We start from the raw sequence: 21706 nt of genomic DNA, 5'->3' as shown, positions 1-21706 counted from the left end.
TGCACCTAGCGAAGGCCAGCCGCGGTGCGGACGTTGCCGCCGCTGGCCTCCAGAAGCGCGGCCGCCTCCTCGGCATCCACGCCGCGGGCCACCATGACGATCGCCGTCTTGGCCCCGCCGCCGGAGGCGCGCAGCGCCTCTTCGGCTGCCGCGGCGTCCGCGCCGGTCGCGGCCGAGACGATGCGCCTCGTGCGGTCGAAGAGTTTGATGTTGGTGGGCATCACATCCACCATCAGGTTGCCCAGCACCTTGCCGCCGCGGACCATGCTGGCGGTGGAGAGCATATTGCAGACCATCTTCTGCGCCGTGCCGGCCTTGAGCCGGGTGGAGCCGGTGAGCACCTCCGGGCCGGTGTTGACCTCGATGGCGACATCGGCGTGCCGTGCCATCTCGGAATTCTTGTTGCAGGCGACCGAGACGGCCGCGGCCCCCACAAAGCGGGCATAGTCCAGGCCGCCCACCACGTACGGCGTCCTGCCGCTGGCTGCCAGGCCCACGACGACGTCGTCGGGCCCCAGATTGATGGCCAGCAGATCCGCGGCACCGCCCGCGGCGCTGTCCTCCGCGCCCTCGACGGCCTTGATGAAGGCCTTCTCGCCGCCGGCCATGATGCCCTGGACCTCTTCCGGGGCGGTGCTGAAGGTGGGCGGGCACTCGACGGCGTCGAGCAGGCCGATGCGGCCGGATGTGCCGGCACCCAGGTAGACCAGCCGGCCGCCCTTGGCCCGGGCGGCAACGATGAGTTCGACGGCGCGGGCGATGTCCGCGATTTCGGCACCGACGGCGGCTGCCACCAGGGCGTCCTCATTGTTCATGGCCGTCAGGATTTCGGGGATCGACATGGCATCCAGATGTGCCGTGCGCGGGTTGGTCGATTCGGTGCCGAGGGCGTCGAGGTCCATCAATGGTCTTCCTTTTCTAGCGGTCGCCGGTTGTTCCCGGCGCTGATGACGTCGTAGGTGCGCTGCAGGGCGCTGCGGGCGGAGGACGTCTGCCCGGCGATGGACACGAAGAGGCTGTCCACCAGCAGCAGCTGGCCGGTGCGGCTGGCCATGGCGGCCGAGCGGAAGCCCAGCTCCTTGCCGGAGGTCAGCAGCGCCAGATCGCTGCCGAGGGCCAGCGGCGATCCGACGGCGCCGGTGATGGCAACGGTGGTGGCCCCGGACTCCTTGGCGCGCTGCAGCGGCAGCACTGTTCCCGGCGTGCGTCCGGAATGTGAAATGCCGATGGCGACGTCGCCGGCCCCCAGCAGCGAGGCGCTGACCAGGCCGGCGTCGTGCTCGGTGTGGGCGATGCAGTACAGACCGATGCGCTGGAGCTTCTGGGCCAGATCCAGGGCCACCAGCCCGGAGGCCCCGATGCCGTAGACGTCGATCCGCCGTGCACCGGCCATGGCAGCGACGACGGCGGCGATCACCTCGGGGTCCACCAACTCCGCCGTGGCGGTGATCGCCTCCCGCTCAAACGCGGCCAATTTGGCCAGCACCGTGGCCGGGCTGTCACCCTGTTCCACGTCCGCAGCCAGCGGGGGTTCGGCGCTGCCGCCGGCAGTGGGCTGGGCGGCCAGGGCCAGCCGGAGCTGCGGGTAGCCCGGGAAGCCCAGCCGCTTGGCGGTCCGGACCACCGTGGCGGTGCTGGTGGACGCCGCCGTGGCGAGGGCTTCGATGGTCAATTGGGCGCCGCCGAGGGGATCGGCCGCCAGCAGTGATGCCACGCGGCCCTCGGCGGGGGAGAGGTCCGCCATCAGGCTGTGCATCCGGGCCACCAGCCCGGCCCCGCTGCCGTTCATGCCGTTCATGATGGGATTCCCGCGATCCGCAGCGACAGAGGTGCCCGGCCATGGGCCGCGGCGGCGGGGATGCCGTTGCGGCCCGGCGTGACGGAGCCCAGGATGCTGGGGTGGCGTGCTCCGGTGGTGCCGTCCAGGGTTCCGGTGAGGTTGTTCAGTGTCAGGTAGCCCAGCACGGCAAACGCGTAGGCCTCCTTGGCCATCACATCCAGGCCGAGGTCCGCGGAGGTTTGCAGGGTGGTGCCGCCGCGCTGGTGCAGTTCGCTGCGGAGCAGCTCCATCAGGGCGGGGTTGCGCGTGCCGCCGCCGGAGGCGATGACGGTGCTCCCGCCCACCGCCGCGACGGCCTCGGCAACTGTCCGCGCCGTCAGCAGGGTCAACGTCGCCACGACATCCTCGGCGGCCACGTCCGCCAGTCCGTCCAGCGCCGACAGCAGGTACGGCAGGTGGAAAAGTTCCTTGCCGGTGGTCTTCGGGGCCGGCCGGCCGTAGTAGGGCTCCGCCAGCAACCGCTCCAACAGTGGCTGGTGGACGGTTCCCGCCGCGGCCAGGGCGCCGTCGACGTCGTAGTCCTGCACCCCGTTCGTGAAGTGGCGGACGGCTGCATCGATCAGCGCGTTCGCCGGGCCCGTGTCAAAGGCCGCCGGGCTGGCTCCGCCCACGGTGATGTTGGCGATGCCACCGAGATTCAGCGCCACCGGGTTCCCGGGCAGGCCGCGCAGCCAGAGCGCGTCAAAGTAGCCCACCAGCGGCGCTCCCTGGCCGCCGGCGGCGATGTCGCGGGGCCGGAAGTCCGAGACCACGGGGCAGCCCGTGGCCTCGGCAATCCAGGCCGGTTGGCCGATCTGCAGCGTGCCCATGGCCTGCCCGCCGTCGACCCAGTGGAACACCGTCTGGCCGTGGGAGGCCACGGCGTCGGCGGTGCCGCCACAGAGCTCGGCATTGGCGCGGACTGCCAGCCGGGCGAAAGCCTGCCCGATGCCCGTGTCCAGCTGGCACACCTCTTCCATGGTGGTGGCCGCCGGCGGCAGCGCCGCGGCCAGCCCGGCCAGCAGCGGAGCCGGGTACGGCTCGCTGGCCAGGCCCAGCGGCGTCAGCACCAATGTGCCATCCTCCAGCGTGATGTCGGCCGCGGCCGCGTCAATGGAGTCATAGGACGTCCCGGACATCATGCCAATGATGCGCAGGGAACGCGTGGGATCGGTCGGGTGGGGCATTTAGTCCTTCAGCTCCTGTTTGTGGGCGGATCCGCGCAGCGTGGCCAGGGCGAAGACGCTGACAAAGCACGCTGCCATCACATAGTAGGCGGGAATGTCCTTGTTGCCGGTGGAGGCGATGAGCGCGGTGATGATCAGGCCCGCGGAGCCGGAGAAGACGGCGTTGGAGAGCGAGTAGGCCAGCCCCAGTCCGGTGTAGCGGACGGTGGTCGGGAACATCTCCGAGAGCATGGCCGGGCCCGGGCCCGCGATCATGCCGACGACGGCGCCGGCGGCAAACACCGCCGCACTGGTGGCCAGCGTGGAGCTCGCCGGGTTCTGCAGGATCCACAGCAGCGGCAGGGCCAGCAGGATGATCAGCACCGTGCCGGTCAGCATCACCGGACGGCGGCCCCAGCGGTCGCTGAGGATCCCGGCGGGGATGATGGAGGCGGCGAAGCCGGCGTTGGCCATCACCGTGGCGATCAACGCGGCCTGGAAGGTGGCGTGCAGGCTGATCTGCAGGTAGGACGGCAGCACCACCAGGAAGGTGTAGCCGGCGGCCGACCAGCCCATCAGGCGGCCGATGCCCAGCAGGATGGCCTTGGTGGTCTCCATGGCCGAGGGGCGGACAACGGGTGCTGCGGCGGCTTCGGTGTGCTCGGCGGCCCGGACAAAGTTCGGCGTCTCTTCCAGCTTCAGGCGCAGGTACAGGGCCACCAGGCCCAGCGGGAGGGCCAGCAGGAACGGAACGCGCCAGCCCCAGGCGGCCAGATCCGCCGCGGACATGGAGGAAGAGAGCAGTGCGGCAACGCCGGCACCGGCCAGCAGGCCCAGCGCCACGGTGAAGGACTGCCAGGAGCCGAAGAAGCCACGCTTGCCCTTGGGGGCGAATTCGGTCATCAGCGAGACGGCGCCGCCAAACTCACCGCCGGCGGACAGGCCCTGCAGGATGCGCACCAGGGTCAACAGCACTGGAGCAATGACGCCGGCCGTTGCGTACGTCGGCAGAACACCGATCAGCGTGGTGGCACCGGTCATCAGCAGCAGCACGATGATCAGGGTGGGGCGGCGGCCGATGCGGTCGCCGATCCGGCCGAAGATGGCGGCACCGACGGGGCGGAAGAAGAACGCAATCGCAAAGGAGGCGTAGGTCTTGATCAGGGCCTCAAAGTCCGAGGCGCCGGTCGTGGTGAAGAAGTTGGCCGAGATGATGGTCGCGAAGGCACCGTAGATGCCGAACTCGTACCACTCGATGAAGTTTCCCACCGAGCCGGCAACCAGGGCCCTTCGGGATTGCTTGGCCAATGGCTGGCGCGTCGTTGCGATGGTGCTCATGCTGGTCCTTCGGTGGAGTGATGGAAGTCTTGGTGAATAATAGTTTCATCGAGAAGCCTCGTGATGTCAATTACTTTCAAACACTCCAGATGGGTGGGGGTGTTCACCGAGTCTTCACCGGGCGGGCATCGGCGCGTCCGGCGGGGGACACCCGCCGCGGCCATGGTTGAACGGTGAGGGTTGCCATTGTTGCTGAATCTTTCCTACCGTCGGTCAACGGGGTCACACATTCGCTGTTGAAGGTGATCCAACACCTCCGCTCGCGAGGTGACGAAGTGCTGGTCATTGCCCCCACGTCGCCCGACCCCGCGGCGCCGGACGTGGTGGAGGGCGCACGGGTGAAACGCCTGCCCTCGCTGCCCCTGGCCGGCTACACGGACCTGCGCGTCGCCGTTGGTCCGGTGGCCCCCGTGGCCGCCCTCCTGGCGGAATTCGCCCCGGACGTGGTGCACGTGGCCTCGCCCTTCATGCTGGGCTGGCGGGCGGTGCAGGCGGCCAAACAGCTGGGCCTCCCCACTGTGGCCATCTACCAGACCGACGTCCCCGGCTATGCCGCCCGGTACGGCGTACGCTTCCTGGAAAACTGGGCCTGGCAGCGCGTGGAGAACATCCATGTGGCCGCCACCCGGACGCTCGCGCCGTCCACCTCGGCGGTGTCGGCGCTGCGCGGACACGGGATTCCGCGGGTGCACCTGTGGCCGCGGGGTGTGGATGCCCAGCGCTTCCACCCGCGGTGGCGCGATGACGCCTTCCGCTGGGCTGCGGCGCCCGATGGGCGCAGGCTGATTGGCTACGTCGGCCGGCTCGCCCTGGAAAAACAGGTGGAGGATCTGGCCGCCCTGGACGGCATTCCCGGCACGCGGCTGGTGATTGTCGGCGATGGCCCCCAGCGCGCCGCGCTGCAGTCCGCCCTGCCGGATGCCCACTTCACCGGCTTCCTCGGCGGCACGGACCTGGCCGCCGCCGTCGCCAGTTTTGACCTCTTTGTCCACCCGGGCGAGCTGGAAACCTTCTGCCAGACCATCCAGGAGGCTATGGCCTCGGGCGTTCCGGTGGTGGCCACTGGCCGGGGAGGGCCGCTGGACCTGGTGGATTCCTCGCGCACCGGCTGGCTCTACACCCCTGGCAATCTGGCCGAACTGCGGGGCTATGTGGCGGACCTGATGGGCGACGACGCCAAACGCGCGGCCTTCTCCGCCGCGGCCTTTACCAGCGTCCAGGGCCGAAGCTGGAGCGCCGTCTGCGAGGCGCTGGTGCACCACTATGACGAGGCCATCGCCGAGCACTCCCTGCTCCCCGCACGATCCTGAACCACTCTTTTGCACGACCCTCCTGCACGACGCGAGCCCACGAAGGACACTATGAAAATTTCAGTCATTGGCTGCGGCTACCTGGGTGCGGTCCACGCCGCCACCCTGGCCTCGATGGGCCACCAGGTCACAGGCATCGACCTCGATCCGCGCAAGATCGACCACCTGAACCGCGGCTTCTCGCCGTTCTTTGAGGCCGGCCTGGAGGAGCTGCTGCATGCCGGCCGCCGGAACGGAACGCTCCGCTTCACCTCTTCCTATGAGGGGATCGACGACGCCGAGGTGCACTTCCTCTGCGTTGGCACGCCGCAGTCCAAGACCGGCCAGGGCGCCGATCTGTCCCACCTTGTCGCCGCCGCAGGGTCCCTGGCCCCGCAGCTGCGCGCCGGCGCCGTCGTCGTCGGCAAGTCCACGGTACCGGTGGGCACTGTGGATCTGCTGGGGCGGATGCTGGCCGGAACCGGTGCGCTGCTGGGCTGGAACCCAGAGTTCCTGCGCCAGGGCACCGCCGTGGCCGACTCGCTGCACCCCGACCGGCTGGTGTACGGCGTCGACGGCACCGACGGCGGGCGGGTGGCGGAGGTGCTGGATGCCGTGTACGCCCCGCTGCTGGCGGCCGGCACGCCGCGCCTGGTGGTGGGCACCCGGACGGCGGAGCTCATCAAGTCCGCCGCGAACGCCTTCCTGTCGCTGAAGCTGAGCTACGTCAACGCCCTGTCCGAGTTCTGCGATGCCTCCGGCGCCGACGTTCAGGATCTCAGCCTGGCCCTGGGTATGGATGCGCGGATCGGCGGCACGTTCCTGCGGGCCGGGGTCGGTTTCGGCGGCGGCTGCCTGCCCAAGGACCTGCGGTCCCTCAAGGCCCAGGCCCAGGAGCTCGGTGTAGATGCCGTGGAGCAGCTCATGGGCTGGGTGGACGGGGCCAACGGCTCCGCCCGCCGCCGGACGGTGGATGCTGCCCGGACCCTGTGCGGCGGCCGGCTCGGCGGGCGGCGCATCACCGTGCTCGGCGCCGCCTTCAAGCCCAACACCGACGACATCCGCGACTCGCCCGCCTTGGACATTGCCGTCCAGCTGGCGGCGCAGGGTGCCAATGTGGTGGTGACGGATCCACGGGCCATCAATAATGCGTGGCTGCAGTACCCCCAGCTCCGTTTCGAGCCGAACACGCGCTCCGCCCTCGACGGCGCCGAGCTGGTCCTGCTGCTGACCGAATGGGCCGACTACGTTGCCCTTGACCCGGTGGAGGCGGCCGCCGTCGTCGCACGCCCGGTCATGCTGGATGGGCGCAATGCGCTCGACGCCGCACTCTGGCGCACTGCCGGCTGGGAGTACCACGGCATCGGCCGGGGTGCCGACGGCGCCGCGGCGGCTGGGGCTGGTGCCCACACCACCTCCGGCACTGCCGCCGCAGTCCGCAGCGCCGCGGTCTAGAGGATCGCAATGGTGCGGCGGTACGTGGCCCTGGGGGATTCCTTCACCGAGGGCGTCGGGGACCCGCACAGGCATCTGCCCAACGGGTTGCGCGGCTGGGCCGACCGGGTGGCCGAGGGGCTGGCCCGGGCCGAGCCCGGCTGGGAGTATGCCAATCTCGCCGTGCGCAGCAAGCGGCTGCGGCACATCGTGGCCGAGCAACTGGACCAGGCCATCGCGCTGAAGCCGACGCTCATCACCCTGTATGCCGGCGGCAACGACATCATGGATCTGGGCACCAGGATGCCGGTGCTGATGGACGCCTACGAGCAGCTCGTGGCACGGTTGGCCGCCACCGGAGCGCAGCTGGTGCTGTTCACCGGCTACGACGTACAGGTCTCGGCGCTGCTGAAACCGCTGCGCCGGCGCAACCGCTTCTACAACGACGGCGTCCGCCGGATTGCGCGCCGCTACGGCGCCATCGTGGTGGACTACGCAAACCTGGGCGAATATGCGGACCGGCGGATGTGGAGCGCCGACAGGCTGCACATGTCCAAGGCAGGCCACAAGCACCTGGCCGCAGTGGTGCTCGCCCAGCTGGAGGTGGAGCATCGGTTCACCCCCAAGGACTGGGGGCCGCGGGATCCCCGCGGCCTGGCCGGCTGGTCGGCTGAACAGGCCGGCTGGCTGCGCGATTGGGTGGTGCCGCTTTTTGGCCGAAAAATCAGGGGGATCACGCTGGGGGATTCCCTCGCACCGCGCTGGCCGGAGCCGGTGCGGGTCCCGCCCAAGGGTGGCCTGCGCAAGCTGGCGCGTAAACAGCGGCGCCAAATTGGTACTTCCGGCGGCCGGCCCTAGCCTAGTCACAACACCACCGGTTGGTGGCAACAGGCATGGAGGCACACACTGGGCGTCTTGACAGGGCTCGAGGCTCTCGCGGGGTGGATTCCGCGCGCCGCCGACCCGGCGCCGGGATGGCTGCCGCCGCGCAGCCCCGGCCACCGGTGGTTCATCGCCGTCGTCGAAATCCTGGGCCTGGGACTCGCCGCGGCGGCCATCGTCCCCGCCGGTCCGGGGCTGGCTGCTGCCTGGGGCAGCGTGCTGGTGGTGATTGCCACGCTGGTGGTCGTTTCGCCCGCCCTGGTCCAGGTCACCGCGGGCCGGGGCACCGTCCATCTTGGTGTGGCCGGGTCGGTGCTCAGCTTCATCGCCTTCGCGCATCCGCCCGTGGTGGCACTGGCCGTCTGGTGCACAGCCGTGGCCGCCTACCAGCTGGCGTTGGGGCGCCCGGCCAAGGCGGCACTGCTGTGGACGGCCATGGGGACCATCACCGGCGCCGCCTTCATTGGCACCGTTGGATTGCTGCACGCGGTGGGCTTGAACGAGGTGGCCGCCTACCCGGCGGGGCTGGCCGTCTACATGGGCGTGCAGACCGTGGCCCTGCTCGGCAATGCGGCGCTGCAGAAACACCGCATGGACGACGTTGGCGGCACATGTGTCAGGTGGCTGCGGTTGGCCTGGATCTGGCTGGCCAACGTGGCCATCGCGTGGGTGGGGATCGCCGCCCAGACCTTTAGCGTCCACGGCATCCAGCTTCCCGGGACCACGTTGTCGGCCCTCGGCGTCGCCGTTCTGGTCATCATCGCCTTGGCGGTCCAATCCATGAGCCTGCGCAGCAGTCTGCGCCTGGTCAAACGAAAGCTGCATGTGGTGCTGGATGCCGCCCACGAACTGCCCTGGCCCGAGTCGCCGCATCCCATTGAACGTGTGGGCGTGTTTGCCTCCGTTGCGGTGCGCGGCGATGCCGTGGCCGTCCAGGACGAGCCGCCCGGTGTGAACCAGATCGGCGCCCGCATCGAGATCCCCAATGCCCCGGACCGGCATTTGGTGGCCACCCGGACGTCCACCCTGGGGTCGTTCTCCACGCTGGAACGCCGCGTCCTCTCCGGCCTGGCCCACATGGCCAGCGCCACCCTGCAGGTCAACCACGGCATCTCCGAGCTTGAGGTGCAGGCCACAACAGACGAGCTCACAGGACTGCTCAACTACCGGGCCTTCCTCGAAGCACTCCAGGACGCGGCCGGGTCCACCGGCGCGGGCGTCCTGGCCATCCTCTACATCGACGTCGATGGTCTCAAGGTGGTCAACGACTCCTTCGGCCACTGGGCGGGCAATGCACTGCTGGTGGAAGTCTCGCGCCGCATCCTGCGTGTGCTGCGCGAACAGGACGTGGTGGCCCGGGTCGGCGGGGACGAATTCGCCGTCATTCTGGGGCCTGGAATTGCGGTCAAGGATGCCGAGGTGGTCCGCCACCGGCTGGAGGCGGACATCGGCCGGGAACTGGTTCTGGCGGGCCAGGTCATCCAACCGAGCGCCAGCATCGGGATTGCCTATTCTTCCCGGCCGGGTGCAAAAATTGAGGAACTGGTAATCGCATCGGATCGGGACATGTACAAAAGAAAAATGGCCAAGCGCGAGCTTTACGCTGAGGACGTCGAACGGAGCCAGTTGGGCATCTTTGGCAACGCCGGCCATGACTGATGAATCCGCCGCGTCCGACGCCGCCGCGCTGGCCGGCATCTTGACCTCCCGGCTGGCGGCCGCCCAGGAGCGGATCCGCTCCCTGGAGGCTGCCCTGGCCCAGGCCCGCACCACCCTGGAACACCAGGCGCAGACAGACGCGCTGACGGGCGCCATCAGCCGCCCCGCCCTCGTCAAGCGCCTCACCGACGCCATGGCCGGCGGCACCGGAACCGGCACGCTTCCCACCGTGCTGGCCATTGGATTGGGTGGGCGGGCAAAGTCGAATGTCCAGCTGGGGCGCTCGGCCGGTGACGTCGTCCTGGTGGAGGTGGCCGAACGCCTGATGGCCCTGGCCGGCAGCGAGGCCAACGTGGTGCGGCTCGGCGAGGAGGACTTTGCCCTGCTGGTTCCCGGGCATGATCCCGAACAGGCGCTGCGGATGGGCGTCAAGGCCGTGGAAACGCTGGGCCGCAGGATCGTCGTGGGGGAGCACGTCATCTGGCTCGAACCGAGGGTGGGCGTGCGGTTTGGCCACGGGGATCTTGGCCCCGAGGAGCAGATCCGCGATGCCATGCTGGCGGCCAGCCACGCCGGTGGCAAGGCGGGGAACCGCATCCAGGTCTTCGCCCCGGCCATGTTGGAGCGGGCCTCCCAGCGCGTGCAGATGATTGCCGATCTGCACCGCGCCATGGCGGAGAATGAACTCGAACTGCACTACCAGCCGGTGGTGGAACTTCGCACCGGCAGGATGGTGGGCGCCGAGGCACTGGTCCGCTGGCGGCACCCCTACTGGGGCCGCATGCAGCCGGCCGACTTCCTGCCGGCCGCCGAGGAGGGCGGGCTGATGGTGGCGCTGGGCCAGTGGGTGCTGGGCCACGCCGTCGAGCAGCTGGCCCAATGGTCGCGCCACCTGCCGGCGAACCCCCGGTTCAAGGTCCACGTCAATCTGTCCCCGGGTGAACTGGGCCGCCTCCAGCTGGTGGGCGAGGTCAAGGACCTGCTGGCGCGGCACAACGTTGCACCCAAGCGGCTGGCCCTGGAAATCACGGAGAACGCGATCGTCTCCGATTCCGGTCCCACCGCGAAGATCCTGGCAGGCCTGCGCAAGCTGGGCGTGGGATTGGAGATCGACGACTTTGGCACCGGCTATTCCTCCATCAGCTACCTGCGCAACCTTCCCGTGGATACGGCAAAGATCGACAGGTCGCTGGTCACCGGCATGGAAGACGACCCGCGCCAGCAGGACTTTGTCGCAGCCATTCTGATGCTCATCAAGGCCGCCCAGCTCAGCGTGGTGGCGGAAGGCATCGAAACCGCGGCCCAGGCCGAGCGGCTCAATGCCATGGGCTGCGAGCTGGGCCAAGGGTACTTTTTCAGCAAGCCCGTCCCCGCCGACAAGCTTGCCAAGCTGCTGCGGCGCGGCGGATCGCTGGCCGGCACGGCACAGTAGCCTGGGCCGGGGCCAGGCCGGCGCTACTTGGTCGCGACAAAGTAGGCGTTGACCGGATCCTCCTCGAGCACTGTGACGTCCACGGTGCCGAACCCGGCCGCGCGCACCATGGATTCGGCCAATTGGACGCCCCACACCGTGCCCAGCCCGTCCCCACCCTGCCCCAGCGAGACGGACATGCAGTGGACTGTGGAGACGGCGTAGAGGAAAGGTCCAAGGGGTGAGTCGATGTTCTCCTCCACCTTGGATGAGGCGTTGACATCCACCATCAGGAAGGTGCCGCCGGGGCGCAGTGCTGCGTAGATGTTGGCCAGCACCGTGGCCGGGTGCGCCTGGTCGTGGACCATGTCGAAGGCCGTCACCAGATCCAGCGTCCCCGCCAGATCGAGGGTGGCCACATCGCGCTCCTCAAAATGCGCGTTGGCCAGACCCAGCGCCGCCGCCTCGGCCCGGCCTGCGGCCACCCCCTCGGCGGAGAAGTCGTAGCCGGTGAACCTGCTGGCCGGAAACGCCTGCGCCATCAGGTTGATGGCGTGGCCGGCTCCGCAGCCCACATCCGCCACATCGATCCCCGTCTTGAGCCTGTCCACACAGCCGGAGATTGGCATGATCACCTCGATCAGCGACGCATCGTGGACGGAGGCGCTGTCGCCGGCCTGGATCTCCATGAAATTCGGGTAGTCGGCATACGCCAGCCCGCCGCCGGTGCGGAACTTCTCGGCAATCTTGGCGGCAACTTCGCCCATCAGCGTGATGTACAGCAGCGTCCGGGCCAGATTGTCCACACCCGGACCGGTGAGCAGTGGGACGTAGTCCGGACGCAGCTGGTAGGTTCCGGCACCGGCGTCGTAGTCCACGCACAGGCCCGTCGTCATCCCTCCCAGCCATTCGCGGACGTAGCGCTCGTCCAGTCCGGCGGCCTCGGCAATCTGCGCGCTGGTGGCCGGCGGCAGCGGGGCCATGGCCTCCAGCAGGCCCGTCTGGTAGCCGATGCTCACCAGCACGGCGACGGCGCTCTCGTTCAGCATGCCCATCAGCCGCTCAACGGGCTCGACGGCGGCTCCGGCACCGTCCGGGCCCCCGGCCCCGGCGGACGTTTCAACAGTGGTCATGGCCATCTCGCTTTCCTGCGCCCGGCCTGGGGCTACGGCACCGGGTTCGGCGTGATGTTCTGGTTCAGATGGAAGAAGTTCTCCGGATCGTAGGTCCTCTTGACCTCCGCCAACCGCTGGTAGTTGCCCGGGTAGTTCTGGGCGATCCGGTGCTGGTCGTCGGCGTCCATGAAGTTGATGTAGCCGCCGGGTTCGGAGAACGGGTGCAGGGCCGTCCAGTAGTCCCTGACCCAGGCGATGTTGGCCTCGTTGTCCGCGGGGTCGTTCCACTGGCCGGCAATCACCGGGGCGAAGTTGACGTTGCGGTAGGCGAAGGCCGACTCGTCGGGGCCGACGCGCTGGACGGCTCCGTCGATGGAGTAGAAGTGGTTGGCCGATTCCAGGCTGGGGATCCGGCCGCCGTGCTCGATGGCAACGGACAGGGCGCCATCGCTCAATTCGCTCAGGAAGTCCGCCTTCCAGTAGGCCTGCATGCCCTTGGGCTGCAGCGCGTCGAACAAGGTGTTCAGGGCCGGATACGGCAGCGGTCCAAGGAACGAGCCGGCCACCGGAGCGGCATCCAGCAGAGGCTGCCACCGCTTTTCGCCCTCCTCCATGGGACCCGTCCAGGCACCCACCACCACGCACACCGGCTGGCCGTGCCATTCCTCGGGCAGAAACGGCACCGGCGGACCCTGGTGGAAACCGAGGAACGTGCCAAATTCCTCCGGGGCCGCGGCGATGAACCCGCGGTAGAACTCGCCCACCGTCTGGGCCTGGGCGGCCGGGTAGATGATGGCACCGCCGTAGACCATGTCCACCGGGTGGAGGTTGAATTCAAAGGAGGTGACCACGCCAAAGTTGCCGCCGCCGCCCCGCAGGGCCCAGAACAGGTCTGCATTCTCCTCGGCGCTGGCCGTGAGGAAGGTGCCATCGGCGGTGACGACGTCGGCCGAGCGCAGGTTGTCGCAGGAGAGCCCATACTTGCGGGCCAGGTAGCCGATCCCGCCGCCGAGCGTCAGACCGGCCACGCCTGTGGAGCCGATGATGCCGCCCGTGGTCGCCAGACCAAAGGCATGGGTCGCATGGTTGAAGTCGGCCCAGGTTGCCCCCGGATCCGTGCGGGCCGTCGCTGTGGCCGGGTCAACCCGGACACCCTTGCGGTCGGCGAAGTCAATGACGAGGCCGCCGTCGCAGGTGCCGAAGCCCGGTGCGCTGTGCCCGCCGCCGCGGATCGCAACATCCAGGGCATTGGTCCTGGCAAAATCGAGGCAGGACCGGACATCCGCCACGGAGCCGGCCCGCACCACCACTGCGGGGCGTTTGTCGATCATGCCGTTGAAGACGGCTCTGGCCGCCTCATAGTCCTCGTCGGCCGGGGCGATGACCCGCCCACGGACCGACCCACGCAAAGCATCCACATCCAGGGCATTCATGGCGTCCTCCTTGGTCTTGGCGTCGAGCACGCAAGGGCGTACTTCTCCGATTCTCCTGACGCTAGTCCGCTGCTCCGGCGTAGAATATACGCACATCGCGCATGGGGAACTGGGCCCGGCCGTGCGGTGGCAGATGCGACACAGGTGGCCGGTGTGGACATATCCGAAGCGACATTTGCCCGTGCCCTGGAGTTCGTTGAGGGGCTTGCCGAAGTCTCCGCACCGGCGGAGCTGGCACCCTATGTTCTTTCCACCTTGACCGCCGTGGTGGGCTGCGACGCGTCGGCGGTGACGGCTCTGCTGCTCGGGATGGAGCCCGCCGTCCTGCCGGCTGTTCCCGCGGCCGGCGCAGGCTCCGGCACCGGATTCACCGAGGAGCAAGGGGCCTTGGTGCCGCTTCTCGTGGCGCCCCTGCGGCGGACCATTGACAGGTTGTTTCCGTCCCCGCCGCCCGCGCCGGGTGCCGCGGGGTGGGAGCACCTGGTGCACCGGCCGACCGAAAGGGAATGCGTGGTGCTGGCCCTGGTGGCCGACGGCGGAACGAATGCGGCCATCGCCCACCGCCTGGGCTGCAGCCAGCGGACCGTCGCCAAACACCTTGAGCATGTGTACCGGAAGTTGGGCGTGTGCAGCCGGGCCGAGGCTGCTGTTTGGTTTGCGTCATCCGTGCCCGGCCGCCCCGGGTGATCCGGGCCGGCTAGACCCAAGTGGCAGCGACGGCGTCGCTGAGCCGTCCGAAGCGTTCCACCGCCCGGCGTTGGGCCCGCTCGCCGGAGCCGCGCACCAGCACCGCCGTCAGCCCGGACTCCGCATAGGCCCGCTCGGCGCTGCCGGCCAGATGGCCTTCCACGTGGTTGAACAGCGCCCCGGCAGCCTCGGCGGCCGGGCAGGGCGTGTGGTGGGCCGGGTGCAGCAGTTGGCTCTGGACACCCCACAGGCTGCCCATCCAGCTGCCCAGATGAACCAGCGGAGTCGGGACGGGGCGGCTGCGCCTGTGCTCCAGCCAGTCGTTGGCGGCACGGCGCACCAGGGCCCGCACCAGAATGGCTATGAGCACAGCGTCGGCTGCGTCCAGGCAGACATCTGCGATGCGGACCTCCACCGTGGGATTGTTCCGTGACAGGCGGGCGTCGAAGTAGACCATGCCCTCATCCAGCAGGACGCCGGTTCCCACCAGAGCGTTCATGACGTTGCGGTACTCGGTCAGGGAATGGAAGTGCGGCGCCGGCCCGGTGGCCGGCCAACGGCCCCACACCTGGGTGCGGTAGCTGGCATAGCCCGTATCGTGCCCGCCCCAGTAGGGGGAGTTGGCACTCAGGGCCAGCAGGATCGGAAGCCATGGCCGGATGCCGTTCATCACCGCCACGCCCTCGGCGGCAGAGTGGATGGCCACATGGACGTGGAAGCCGCAGGTGATCTGCTCGACGGCTGTGAGGCCGAACCTGTCCACCATGCTTCGATAGCGTTCCGAGGGGAAGGTGTGGGTTGCCGTGGGCACCGGCGGGGTGGCCGTGGCAGCGATGCGGGCACCCAGCCGCCTGGCACCGTCGTCCAGCAGCAGGCGCCCATTGCGGATGCCGGCCTCGAGCTCGGCAAAGGTGGTGCTGGGGGCGGTGGCCGCCTCAATCTGCTCCAGCTTGAACTCATGCTGCAGACTGCCGATGTAGGGCATTTGCCGTGCCGTGGTGGTGCTGCCCACCTCGGCCAGAATCGCATGGGCCAACGGCATCGGGACGCCGCTGGACGGGTCCACGATCAGCAGTTCCTCCTCGACACCAAAGGTGCGCACACCATCATTGTGGACGCCTTCGGCCGGTGCGGCCAGAGGGGCGGTGTGCTCGGCCGCCCTTGCTCCGTCACGAGATAAAAACATTCCGGAAACATGACTGCGGTCTACTGGATCATCTACAGGGAAGGTGGAGGAATGAGCGGACTTTTCGCAAGCTACACAACGGCCCTGGCACGCAGCGGAGCCTTCGACGAGATGTTTGCCCCCGGCCACCGGGCACGGGAGTCGTATGGGCACGTTGCCCAGGCACTGGCCGAACTATCGCTGGCAGACGTCAAAGCCCGCGGCGGTCTCATGGCCAGATCCTTCCTCAACCGCGGTGTCACCTTTGATTTCGCCGGTGAGGAACGGCCATTTCCGCTCGACATCGTCCCGCGCGTGATTGCCGCCGACGAGTGGGACGTGCTGGAGCGGGGCGTGGCCCAGCGCGTGCGGGCGCTGGAAGCGTTCCTCAACGATGTCTACGGCCCCATGAAAGTGGTCTCCGACGGCGTCGTCCCGCGCAAGCTCATCACCACCAGCGCACATTTCCACCGCGCAGTCCACGGCTTTGACCCTGCCGGCGGGGTCCGGGTCCATGTCTCCGGCATCGACGTCATACGTGACGCCGCGGGAACCTTCCGGGTGCTCGAGGACAACGTCCGCGTTCCCTCCGGGGTGAGCTACGTACTGGAGAACCGCCGGGCGATGGCCAAGGGGCTCCCGGAGGTGATGGGGCAGCAGCCCATCCGCCCCGTGGAGGAATACCCAAGGCGGTTGCTCTCCGCCCTGCGCAAGACGGCGCCGTCGGGCGTTCTTGACCCCACCGTCGTCGTGCTGACCCCCGGGGTGTTCAACAGTGCCTATTTCGAGCACACGCTGCTGGCCGGGCTGATGGGCGTGGAACTGGTGGAGGGGCGCGACCTCATCTGCCGAGGCAACCACGTCTTCATGCGGACCACCGCCGGCGAACGCCGCGTGGATGTGATCTACAAACGCATCGACGATGAGTTTCTGGACCCCCTTCATTTCCGTGCCGATTCCATGCTGGGTTGTCCGGGGCTGGTCAATGCGGCACGGGCCGGCGGCGTAACCATAGCCAATGCCGTGGGCAATGGCGTGGCCGATGACAAGCTGATCTACACCTACCTGCCGGACCTGATCCGCTACTACCTCGGCGAGGAGCCGGTGATTGCCAATGTGGACACGTTCCGATTGGAGGACAAGGCGTCCCTTGAAGAGGTTCTGGACCGGTTGGATGAGTTGGTGGTCAAGCCGGTGGACGGCTCCGGCGGCAAGGGGCTGGTGATCGGCCCCGATGCCTCCCGTGCCGAGCTGGCCCAACTGCGTGCCCGCTTGATCGAGGACCCCCGCGGCTGGATAGCCCAACCGGTGCTCCAGCTCTCCACAGTCCCCACCATGGGCGGAGAAAAGTTTGGACCCCGGCATGTGGACCTGCGGCCCTTTGCCGTGAACGACGGCGACGATGTGTGGGTTCTGCCGGGCGGGCTGACGCGTGTGGCGCTCAAGGAAGGATCATTGATCGTCAATTCCAGCCAGGGTGGTGGTTCCAAGGACACCTGGGTGCTGTCCAGCCCCCAGACGGACGGACCGGCGGCCGGGGTGGAAGAGCACGCGCAGGCCAATGCGGGGGGCGTTCCGGTTGGTGGGCCGAAGCCCGCCCCACCGGTCCGCGAGAGCGTTTCCGTCTGGCCGGTGGAAAGCAATTGGCGCGACAACCATGCCCAGAAGCAACAGCAGCAATGAGCCGGCCGCAGCCGCGGCACTCCCACCCACTGCCAGGAGGCAACCACCCATGCTGAGCCGTATCGCCGAGTCCCTCTTCTGGATCGGCCGCTATGTTGAACGGGCCGATGGCACCGCGCGGATCCTGGACGTTCATCTGGAACGCCTGAACCACCTCTCCGCCAAGGAGGCCGGCGGCGTCGCCCGGGAACTTCTGGCGGTCATGGGTGCCGTCCCCAAGGATGGCGCATTTGGTTTGCCCGAGCTGCTGGATGCGCTGGCCTATGACAAATCCAGTGCGGCCTCGATCGCCGGGTCGCTGGCCGCAGCCCGGGAAAATGCCAAACGTGCACGCGAAACCATATCCTCCGGCCTCTGGGAAAGCCTGAACACCACCTACTACGGGCTCGCCCAACAACGCAGCGACGTCGTCGGCACCTACCATTTCTGTCATTGGGTGCTCGAGCGAACGGCCATGATCAGCGGCCGGGCGGACACCACTGTGAGCCATGACGACAGCTGGCAGTTCCTGGCCCTGGGCAGGTCCCTTGAGCGGGCGGACATGACGGCAAGGCTGCTCTCGACGTCGGATGTGCTCGCCACCGGCGCGTCCTGGGTCAACATGCTCCACTGCGCCGGCGCCTATGAATCCTTCCTGCGCACCCGCCAGGCAGCCTTTGGCGATCGGTACGCTGCCGAGTTCCTGCTGATGGACAGGCTGTTTCCGCGCTCCATCGCCTTTGCCCTGCGCGATGCGGAAACGTGCCTCACCGCACTGGACCCCTCGGCCCAGCGGGTGGGGTTCGTGAACGACGCACGCAGGATTGTGGGCCAGGCCCGCACGTTCTTGGAGTTCCACCAGACCGATGACCTCATGGCGGAACTGCCCGAGCACATGGAACGGGTGCAGAAGGCCGTCACGGCGGCTTCGGACGCCATCTCACGCAAGTACTTCAATCGGTCAGACGAATTGGCCTGGGTAGGGGAAATGTCATGACGCGCCTGCACATCGTCCACACCACCACCTACCACTACAACTCACCCGTCACCGTCTCCTACAACGAGGCGCGCCTCACCCCGCTCAACGACCTCGAACAGGGCGTGCTGGAAACGTCCCTGGCCATCAATCCACCCCAGACCGGGGTCAGCAGCTACAACGACTATTGGGGCACCCGCGTCACTGCGTTTGACTTGCAGAGCCGCCACGAGCGCCTCACCATCACCGCGACGTCGACGGTTGAGACCTTTCGCGGCAGCGATCCCGGCGACGGTGGCGCCTCTTGGGCCCAGCTGCACTCCAGTGAAGCTTCGGACCAATTTGGCGAGTGGCTGGCCCAGACCCAGCTGACGGGCCCGGGTGCGGAGGTCCAGATCCTGGTGGCGGCCGCGGTGGGCTCCCTGCCGCCGGCTGCTGCCGCAGTGGCAGTTCTCAAGTGGCTGAGGGACGGTGTGGAATACGTCAAGGGGGTCACCGCCGTGACCACCAGCGCCGAACAGGTCTGGGCGCACCGCAAAGGTGTCTGCCAGGACCTGGCGCATCTGGGGATCGGCGCCCTGCGGTCCATCGGCATCCCGGCCCGGTATGTCTCCGGCTACATCCACCCCGTGCCCGAGGCCGCTCTCGGCGAAACAGTGGCGGGCCAATCGCACGCCTGGCTCCAGTGGTGGGATGGGCGGTGGCACAGTTGGGACCCCACCAACCACGGTCCGGCCGGCAACCTGCATGTTTCGGTCGCTGTGGGCCGGGACTACCGCGATGTCTCGCCCCTGCGCGGCATTCTCTCCGGCGGGGGCGGGTCGGTCCTGGACGTCCAGGTGGACATCGCCAGGATCGCCTAGGAGCAGGGGCAGATGTGAAAGGGCGGCCGGAACCGGTGTCCGGCCAAGAAAGTCCGGCCAAGAAAAAGGAGGCGCTGTCCGGCACCATCAGGTGTCCGGCCAGCGCCTCCGCATCCAGCAGTCTTCTAGCGGCCCTTGACGGGCACGCCGCAGCGGGTCATGGACTCCGCGTAGGCCTTGGCGATCTCCAGCAGCCACTGCTCCTGGCGCTCCGGGGAGCCGGCGAAGCTGCGTCCACCGGGGGACTTGACCTTGTAGATGCCAAAGCCGCGCTTGTACAGCGTGTGGCTCTGGGCCTTGGCCAGCTGGTCGGCAAGGCGGTGGGCCTCGGTGCCGTGGGCAACCAGGGCAGAGGCGCGCGGCACCAATGCCAGCAGCTTCACGAGCGGGCGCAGGCCTGCCTCGATCTGCGGTGCGGTGAGGCGGCCGTTGGGCTCGCCCGGGGTGAACCACGGGTGGACGTTCCACGGCATCACGTAGCTCGGGCGCAGGCCCAGCTGCCAGTGCACGCCCAGCAGGCGGGTGGAAGCCTGGGGATCGCCGGCGGTGATGAAGCCTGACTCGTCGGCCGTGCCGACGTTGGAGTACAGGCTGATGATGCGGCACTCATCCACATCATGGATCGGATCGACATAGGGAACCTGCATGTCGGGACGCGCTTCGCCCAAGGTGTCAAGAAGGCGGTTTACCTCGCCGACGTTCTCGTCGTACCGGCGGTTCCAGAGCTGTTCGCTGTGCGATTCGGTTGCCACGGACTGCATTGAGTGTTAAGTCTCCTCGGGGGTGGGTGGGGCCTTCCGTCCCTCCCCACAGGCACGGCATAGCAAGCTCTCCAGCCTAGCAACTTCCCGCCGTCGGCGCGCCCCCTGGGCGTGTGCTATCGGCGGGGGAAAACTTTGCCATTGTGACGAAGCACTCATGGGTGGGTGGGGCCTCTGCCGCCCGGCGCGGATCCCCCTCACGGTTCCCCTGTACGGAAGCCGCCCGTGTGCCTAGCATCGTATCCATGCGCCCATCCGGCACCGCTTCCGCCCAGCAGCCACGCACTGGCATGCCGCACCAGCCCGCGGCCATCACCGTCCGCGGGCTGCGCAAGTCCTATGGGTCCAAGGAAGTGCTGCACGGTCTGGACTTCACCGTTGAGCGTGGCACCATCTTCGGCATGATCGGGCCCAACGGTGCCGGCAAGACCACCACGATGCGCGCCCTGCTGGACATCATCCGCCCCAGCTCGGGGGAGTTGGCCCTGCTGGGCGAGGATCCTCGGCGGGGCGGGCCGGCGCTGCGCCGGCGCATCGGCTATCTGCCCGGCGATCTGATTCTGCAGGCCCGCACCACGGGCCGGCGGCTCGTGGAGCACTATGGCGAGCTGAGCGGCCCCGTCCGCCCCGGCCGTGTCCGGGAGCTTGCCGAGCGGCTGGATTTGGATCTGGACGTGCAGATCCGCCGCCTCTCCAAGGGCAACAAGCAGAAGCTGGGGCTGGTCCAGGCCTTCATGCACGATCCCGAGCTTCTGGTGCTGGATGAACCCACCAGCGGCCTGGACCCCCTCATGCAGGCGGAGTTCCTGGCCCTGCTGCACGAGGCGCGGGCGAAGGGCCAGACGGTGTTCCTCTCTTCCCACGTGCTCAGCGAGATCCAGGCCGTGGCCGACGAGGTGGCCATTCTGCGCGAGGGCAAGATCACCACCATCGCCACCGTGGAGGAACTGCGGGCCACGGCAACGCGGCGGCTGCGGCTGGTGGCCGGCAATACCAGCCCCGAGAAGTTGGCCGCATTGCTGCAGGGGGTGCCCGGCGTCGCCCGCCTGGCGGTCCACAGTGTCGGTGCCGCAGGCATGGTGGAGGCAACGGGTGTGCTGGAGGACGGCGTCTCGGCCCTGGTGCGGGCGTTGGCCGCCGTTGAGCTGCACGACCTCGTTCTGGAGGAGCCGGACCTCGAAGAGGCCGTGCTGTCCCTCTACTCGGAAGAGGTCCGGCCGTGAAAACCCCAGGTGCCGCCCTGCCCTTGATGCGCCGGGCCCTCGCAGACAGTTGGCGCTCCACCCTGGCCTGGGCGGTGGGGCTGGTGGCCGTCATGTCCCTCTACCTGCCGCTCTACCCGGCCATCGGTGGCAACGCCCAGATGAAGCAACTGCTTGACTCGCTTCCGCCAGAGCTCATCCGGGCCCTGAACTACGACCAGATCGCCACCGGCGCCGGCTACACGCAGGCCACCTTCTTTGGCCTCATGGGCTTCCTGCTGATGTCCATCGCCTCCGTGGCGTGGGGCGCGGCAGCCATCGGCGGTGATGAGGAGGCGGGGCTGCTGGAATTAACCCTGGCCCACGGCGTCTCCCGCGTGCAGGTGGTCCTGGAACGGGCCGCGGCCCTCGCCGTGCGCGTGGCGGTGCTGTCCGCCGTCGTGCTGGCCACCATCGTGGTGCTCAGCGGCCCATCCCAACTGGGGGTGGGCCCCGGGCACGCGGCCGGCGGCGTGCTGCTCTTTGCCGGCCTTGCCTTGCTCAGTGGGACGGCGGCGCTGGCTGCCGGAGCCATCGGCGGGCGGCGCTTCCATGGCCTGGCCGCCGGTGCCGCAGTGGCAGTGGCGGGCTATGCCTTCAATGCCCTGGGCAACCAAAGCAGCGATCTCTCCTGGCTGCACGGCCTGTCTCCATACCACTGGGCCTACGGCAATGCGCCGCTGGCCAATGGACCGGACTGGGGCGCCGTGGCCGCCATCTACGGGCTCTCGGCGGTGTTCACTGCCGCGGCGGCGGCCGTGCTGGCCCAGCGGGATGTGGGGGCCTAACCCCGTCACATGGCCGC

General features: G+C 68.5%; 19 protein-coding genes. 11 read left to right on the top strand and 8 right to left on the bottom strand.

The genetic code is table 11. From position 1 onward, the window contains the following. Positions 1-5: 5 nt before the first annotated feature. Genes murQ through K254_RS0107745 form a run of 4 tightly spaced genes read right to left on the bottom strand, consistent with a single transcriptional unit; the run spans position 6 to position 4323 of the window. Entirely contained in the window at positions 6-902 is an 897-nt protein-coding gene (murQ, locus tag K254_RS0107760; RefSeq protein WP_026554884.1) for an N-acetylmuramic acid 6-phosphate etherase, read from the bottom strand. Continuing rightward, a complete protein-coding gene (locus K254_RS0107755; protein WP_051388967.1) occupies positions 902-1798 on the bottom strand; it encodes a MurR/RpiR family transcriptional regulator in 897 nt (298 codons plus the stop codon). The genes murQ and K254_RS0107755 overlap by 1 nt, the downstream gene beginning before the upstream one ends. Further along, the gene (locus K254_RS0107750; protein ID WP_231391781.1) at positions 1795-3006 is read right to left on the bottom strand and encodes an anhydro-N-acetylmuramic acid kinase; all 1212 of its coding nucleotides are present in this window, start codon (positions 3004-3006) and stop codon (positions 1795-1797) included. The genes K254_RS0107755 and K254_RS0107750 overlap by 4 nt, the downstream gene beginning before the upstream one ends. Further along, a complete protein-coding gene (locus K254_RS0107745) occupies positions 3007-4323 on the bottom strand; it encodes an MFS transporter (RefSeq protein WP_026554881.1) in 1317 nt (438 codons plus the stop codon). A 173-nt stretch (positions 4324-4496) separates the two neighbouring features. Here K254_RS0107745 and K254_RS0107740 point away from each other — a divergent pair, with 173 nt between their 5' ends. Genes K254_RS0107740 through K254_RS22345 form a run of 5 tightly spaced genes read left to right on the top strand, consistent with a single transcriptional unit; the run spans position 4497 to position 11019 of the window. After that, on the top strand, positions 4497-5633 hold the full coding sequence (locus tag K254_RS0107740; RefSeq protein WP_026554880.1) for a glycosyltransferase family 4 protein: 1137 nt from the start codon (positions 4497-4499) through the stop codon (positions 5631-5633). Between the two features lie 51 nt (positions 5634-5684). Continuing rightward, positions 5685-7067 (top strand): UDP-glucose dehydrogenase family protein, encoded by a 1383-nt coding sequence (locus tag K254_RS22355; protein ID WP_051388966.1) that lies wholly within the window; start codon positions 5685-5687, stop codon positions 7065-7067. Positions 7068-7076: 9 nt separating this feature from the next. Next, complete coding sequence (locus tag K254_RS0107730; protein ID WP_035749116.1) at positions 7077-7904, top strand: SGNH/GDSL hydrolase family protein; 828 nt, start codon at positions 7077-7079, stop codon at positions 7902-7904. Between the two features lie 57 nt (positions 7905-7961). After that, positions 7962-9587: a GGDEF domain-containing protein gene (locus K254_RS24790; protein ID WP_051388965.1), complete on the top strand. Its 1626-nt coding sequence runs from the start codon at positions 7962-7964 to the stop codon at positions 9585-9587. Next, positions 9580-11019: a putative bifunctional diguanylate cyclase/phosphodiesterase gene (locus K254_RS22345; RefSeq protein WP_051388964.1), complete on the top strand. Its 1440-nt coding sequence runs from the start codon at positions 9580-9582 to the stop codon at positions 11017-11019. The genes K254_RS24790 and K254_RS22345 overlap by 8 nt, the downstream gene beginning before the upstream one ends. A gap of 23 nt (positions 11020-11042) precedes the next feature. Here the strand turns inward: K254_RS22345 and K254_RS0107715 are convergent, their stop codons facing one another. After that, positions 11043-12131, bottom strand: coding sequence for a class I SAM-dependent methyltransferase (locus K254_RS0107715; protein ID WP_026554878.1), 1089 nt, complete (start codon positions 12129-12131; stop codon positions 11043-11045). A 32-nt stretch (positions 12132-12163) separates the two neighbouring features. After that, positions 12164-13546, bottom strand: coding sequence for an FAD-binding oxidoreductase (locus K254_RS0107710; RefSeq protein ID WP_026554877.1), 1383 nt, complete (start codon positions 13544-13546; stop codon positions 12164-12166). Between the two features lie 153 nt (positions 13547-13699). Here K254_RS0107710 and K254_RS24785 point away from each other — a divergent pair, with 153 nt between their 5' ends. Next, positions 13700-14233, top strand: coding sequence for a LuxR C-terminal-related transcriptional regulator (locus K254_RS24785; RefSeq protein WP_231391780.1), 534 nt, complete (start codon positions 13700-13702; stop codon positions 14231-14233). A 10-nt stretch (positions 14234-14243) separates the two neighbouring features. Here the strand turns inward: K254_RS24785 and K254_RS22335 are convergent, their stop codons facing one another. Next, entirely contained in the window at positions 14244-15419 is a 1176-nt protein-coding gene (locus tag K254_RS22335; protein ID WP_081709956.1) for a glutamate--cysteine ligase, read from the bottom strand. Between the two features lie 51 nt (positions 15420-15470). On the opposite strand from K254_RS22335, the gene K254_RS0107695 reads away from it, so the two are divergent. From K254_RS0107695 to K254_RS0107685, 3 genes are read left to right on the top strand one after another with little or no spacing between them, the layout of a single operon-like run. Next, on the top strand, positions 15471-17081 hold the full coding sequence (locus tag K254_RS0107695) for a circularly permuted type 2 ATP-grasp protein (RefSeq protein WP_026554875.1): 1611 nt from the start codon (positions 15471-15473) through the stop codon (positions 17079-17081). A gap of 49 nt (positions 17082-17130) precedes the next feature. Beyond that, entirely contained in the window at positions 17131-18057 is a 927-nt protein-coding gene (locus K254_RS0107690; RefSeq protein WP_026554874.1) for an alpha-E domain-containing protein, read from the top strand. Beyond that, positions 18054-18899 carry a transglutaminase family protein gene (locus tag K254_RS0107685; RefSeq protein WP_026554873.1) on the top strand — a complete coding sequence of 282 codons (846 nt, stop codon included), beginning with the start codon at positions 18054-18056 and terminating at the stop codon, positions 18897-18899. Before K254_RS0107690 ends, K254_RS0107685 begins: the two co-directional genes overlap by 4 nt. 125 nt (positions 18900-19024) lie before the next feature. Here K254_RS0107685 and K254_RS0107680 read toward each other — a convergent pair whose 3' ends face one another. Next, the gene (locus K254_RS0107680; RefSeq protein ID WP_026554872.1) at positions 19025-19660 is read right to left on the bottom strand and encodes a hypothetical protein; all 636 of its coding nucleotides are present in this window, start codon (positions 19658-19660) and stop codon (positions 19025-19027) included. A gap of 290 nt (positions 19661-19950) precedes the next feature. Here K254_RS0107680 and K254_RS0107675 point away from each other — a divergent pair, with 290 nt between their 5' ends. Both K254_RS0107675 and K254_RS0107670 read left to right on the top strand, forming a co-directional pair. Continuing rightward, complete coding sequence (locus tag K254_RS0107675) at positions 19951-20883, top strand: ABC transporter ATP-binding protein (protein WP_035749752.1); 933 nt, start codon at positions 19951-19953, stop codon at positions 20881-20883. A gap of 26 nt (positions 20884-20909) precedes the next feature. Then, entirely contained in the window at positions 20910-21689 is a 780-nt protein-coding gene (locus tag K254_RS0107670) for an ABC transporter permease subunit (RefSeq protein WP_035749115.1), read from the top strand. Positions 21690-21706 lie beyond the last annotated feature (17 nt).

This window comes from Arthrobacter sp. 35W (assembly GCF_000482545.1).
Taxonomy (GTDB): Bacteria; Actinomycetota; Actinomycetes; order Actinomycetales; family Micrococcaceae; genus Specibacter.
The sequence above is the reverse complement of the archived record's forward strand: the minus strand, read 5'-3'. Positions and strand labels throughout refer to the sequence as shown.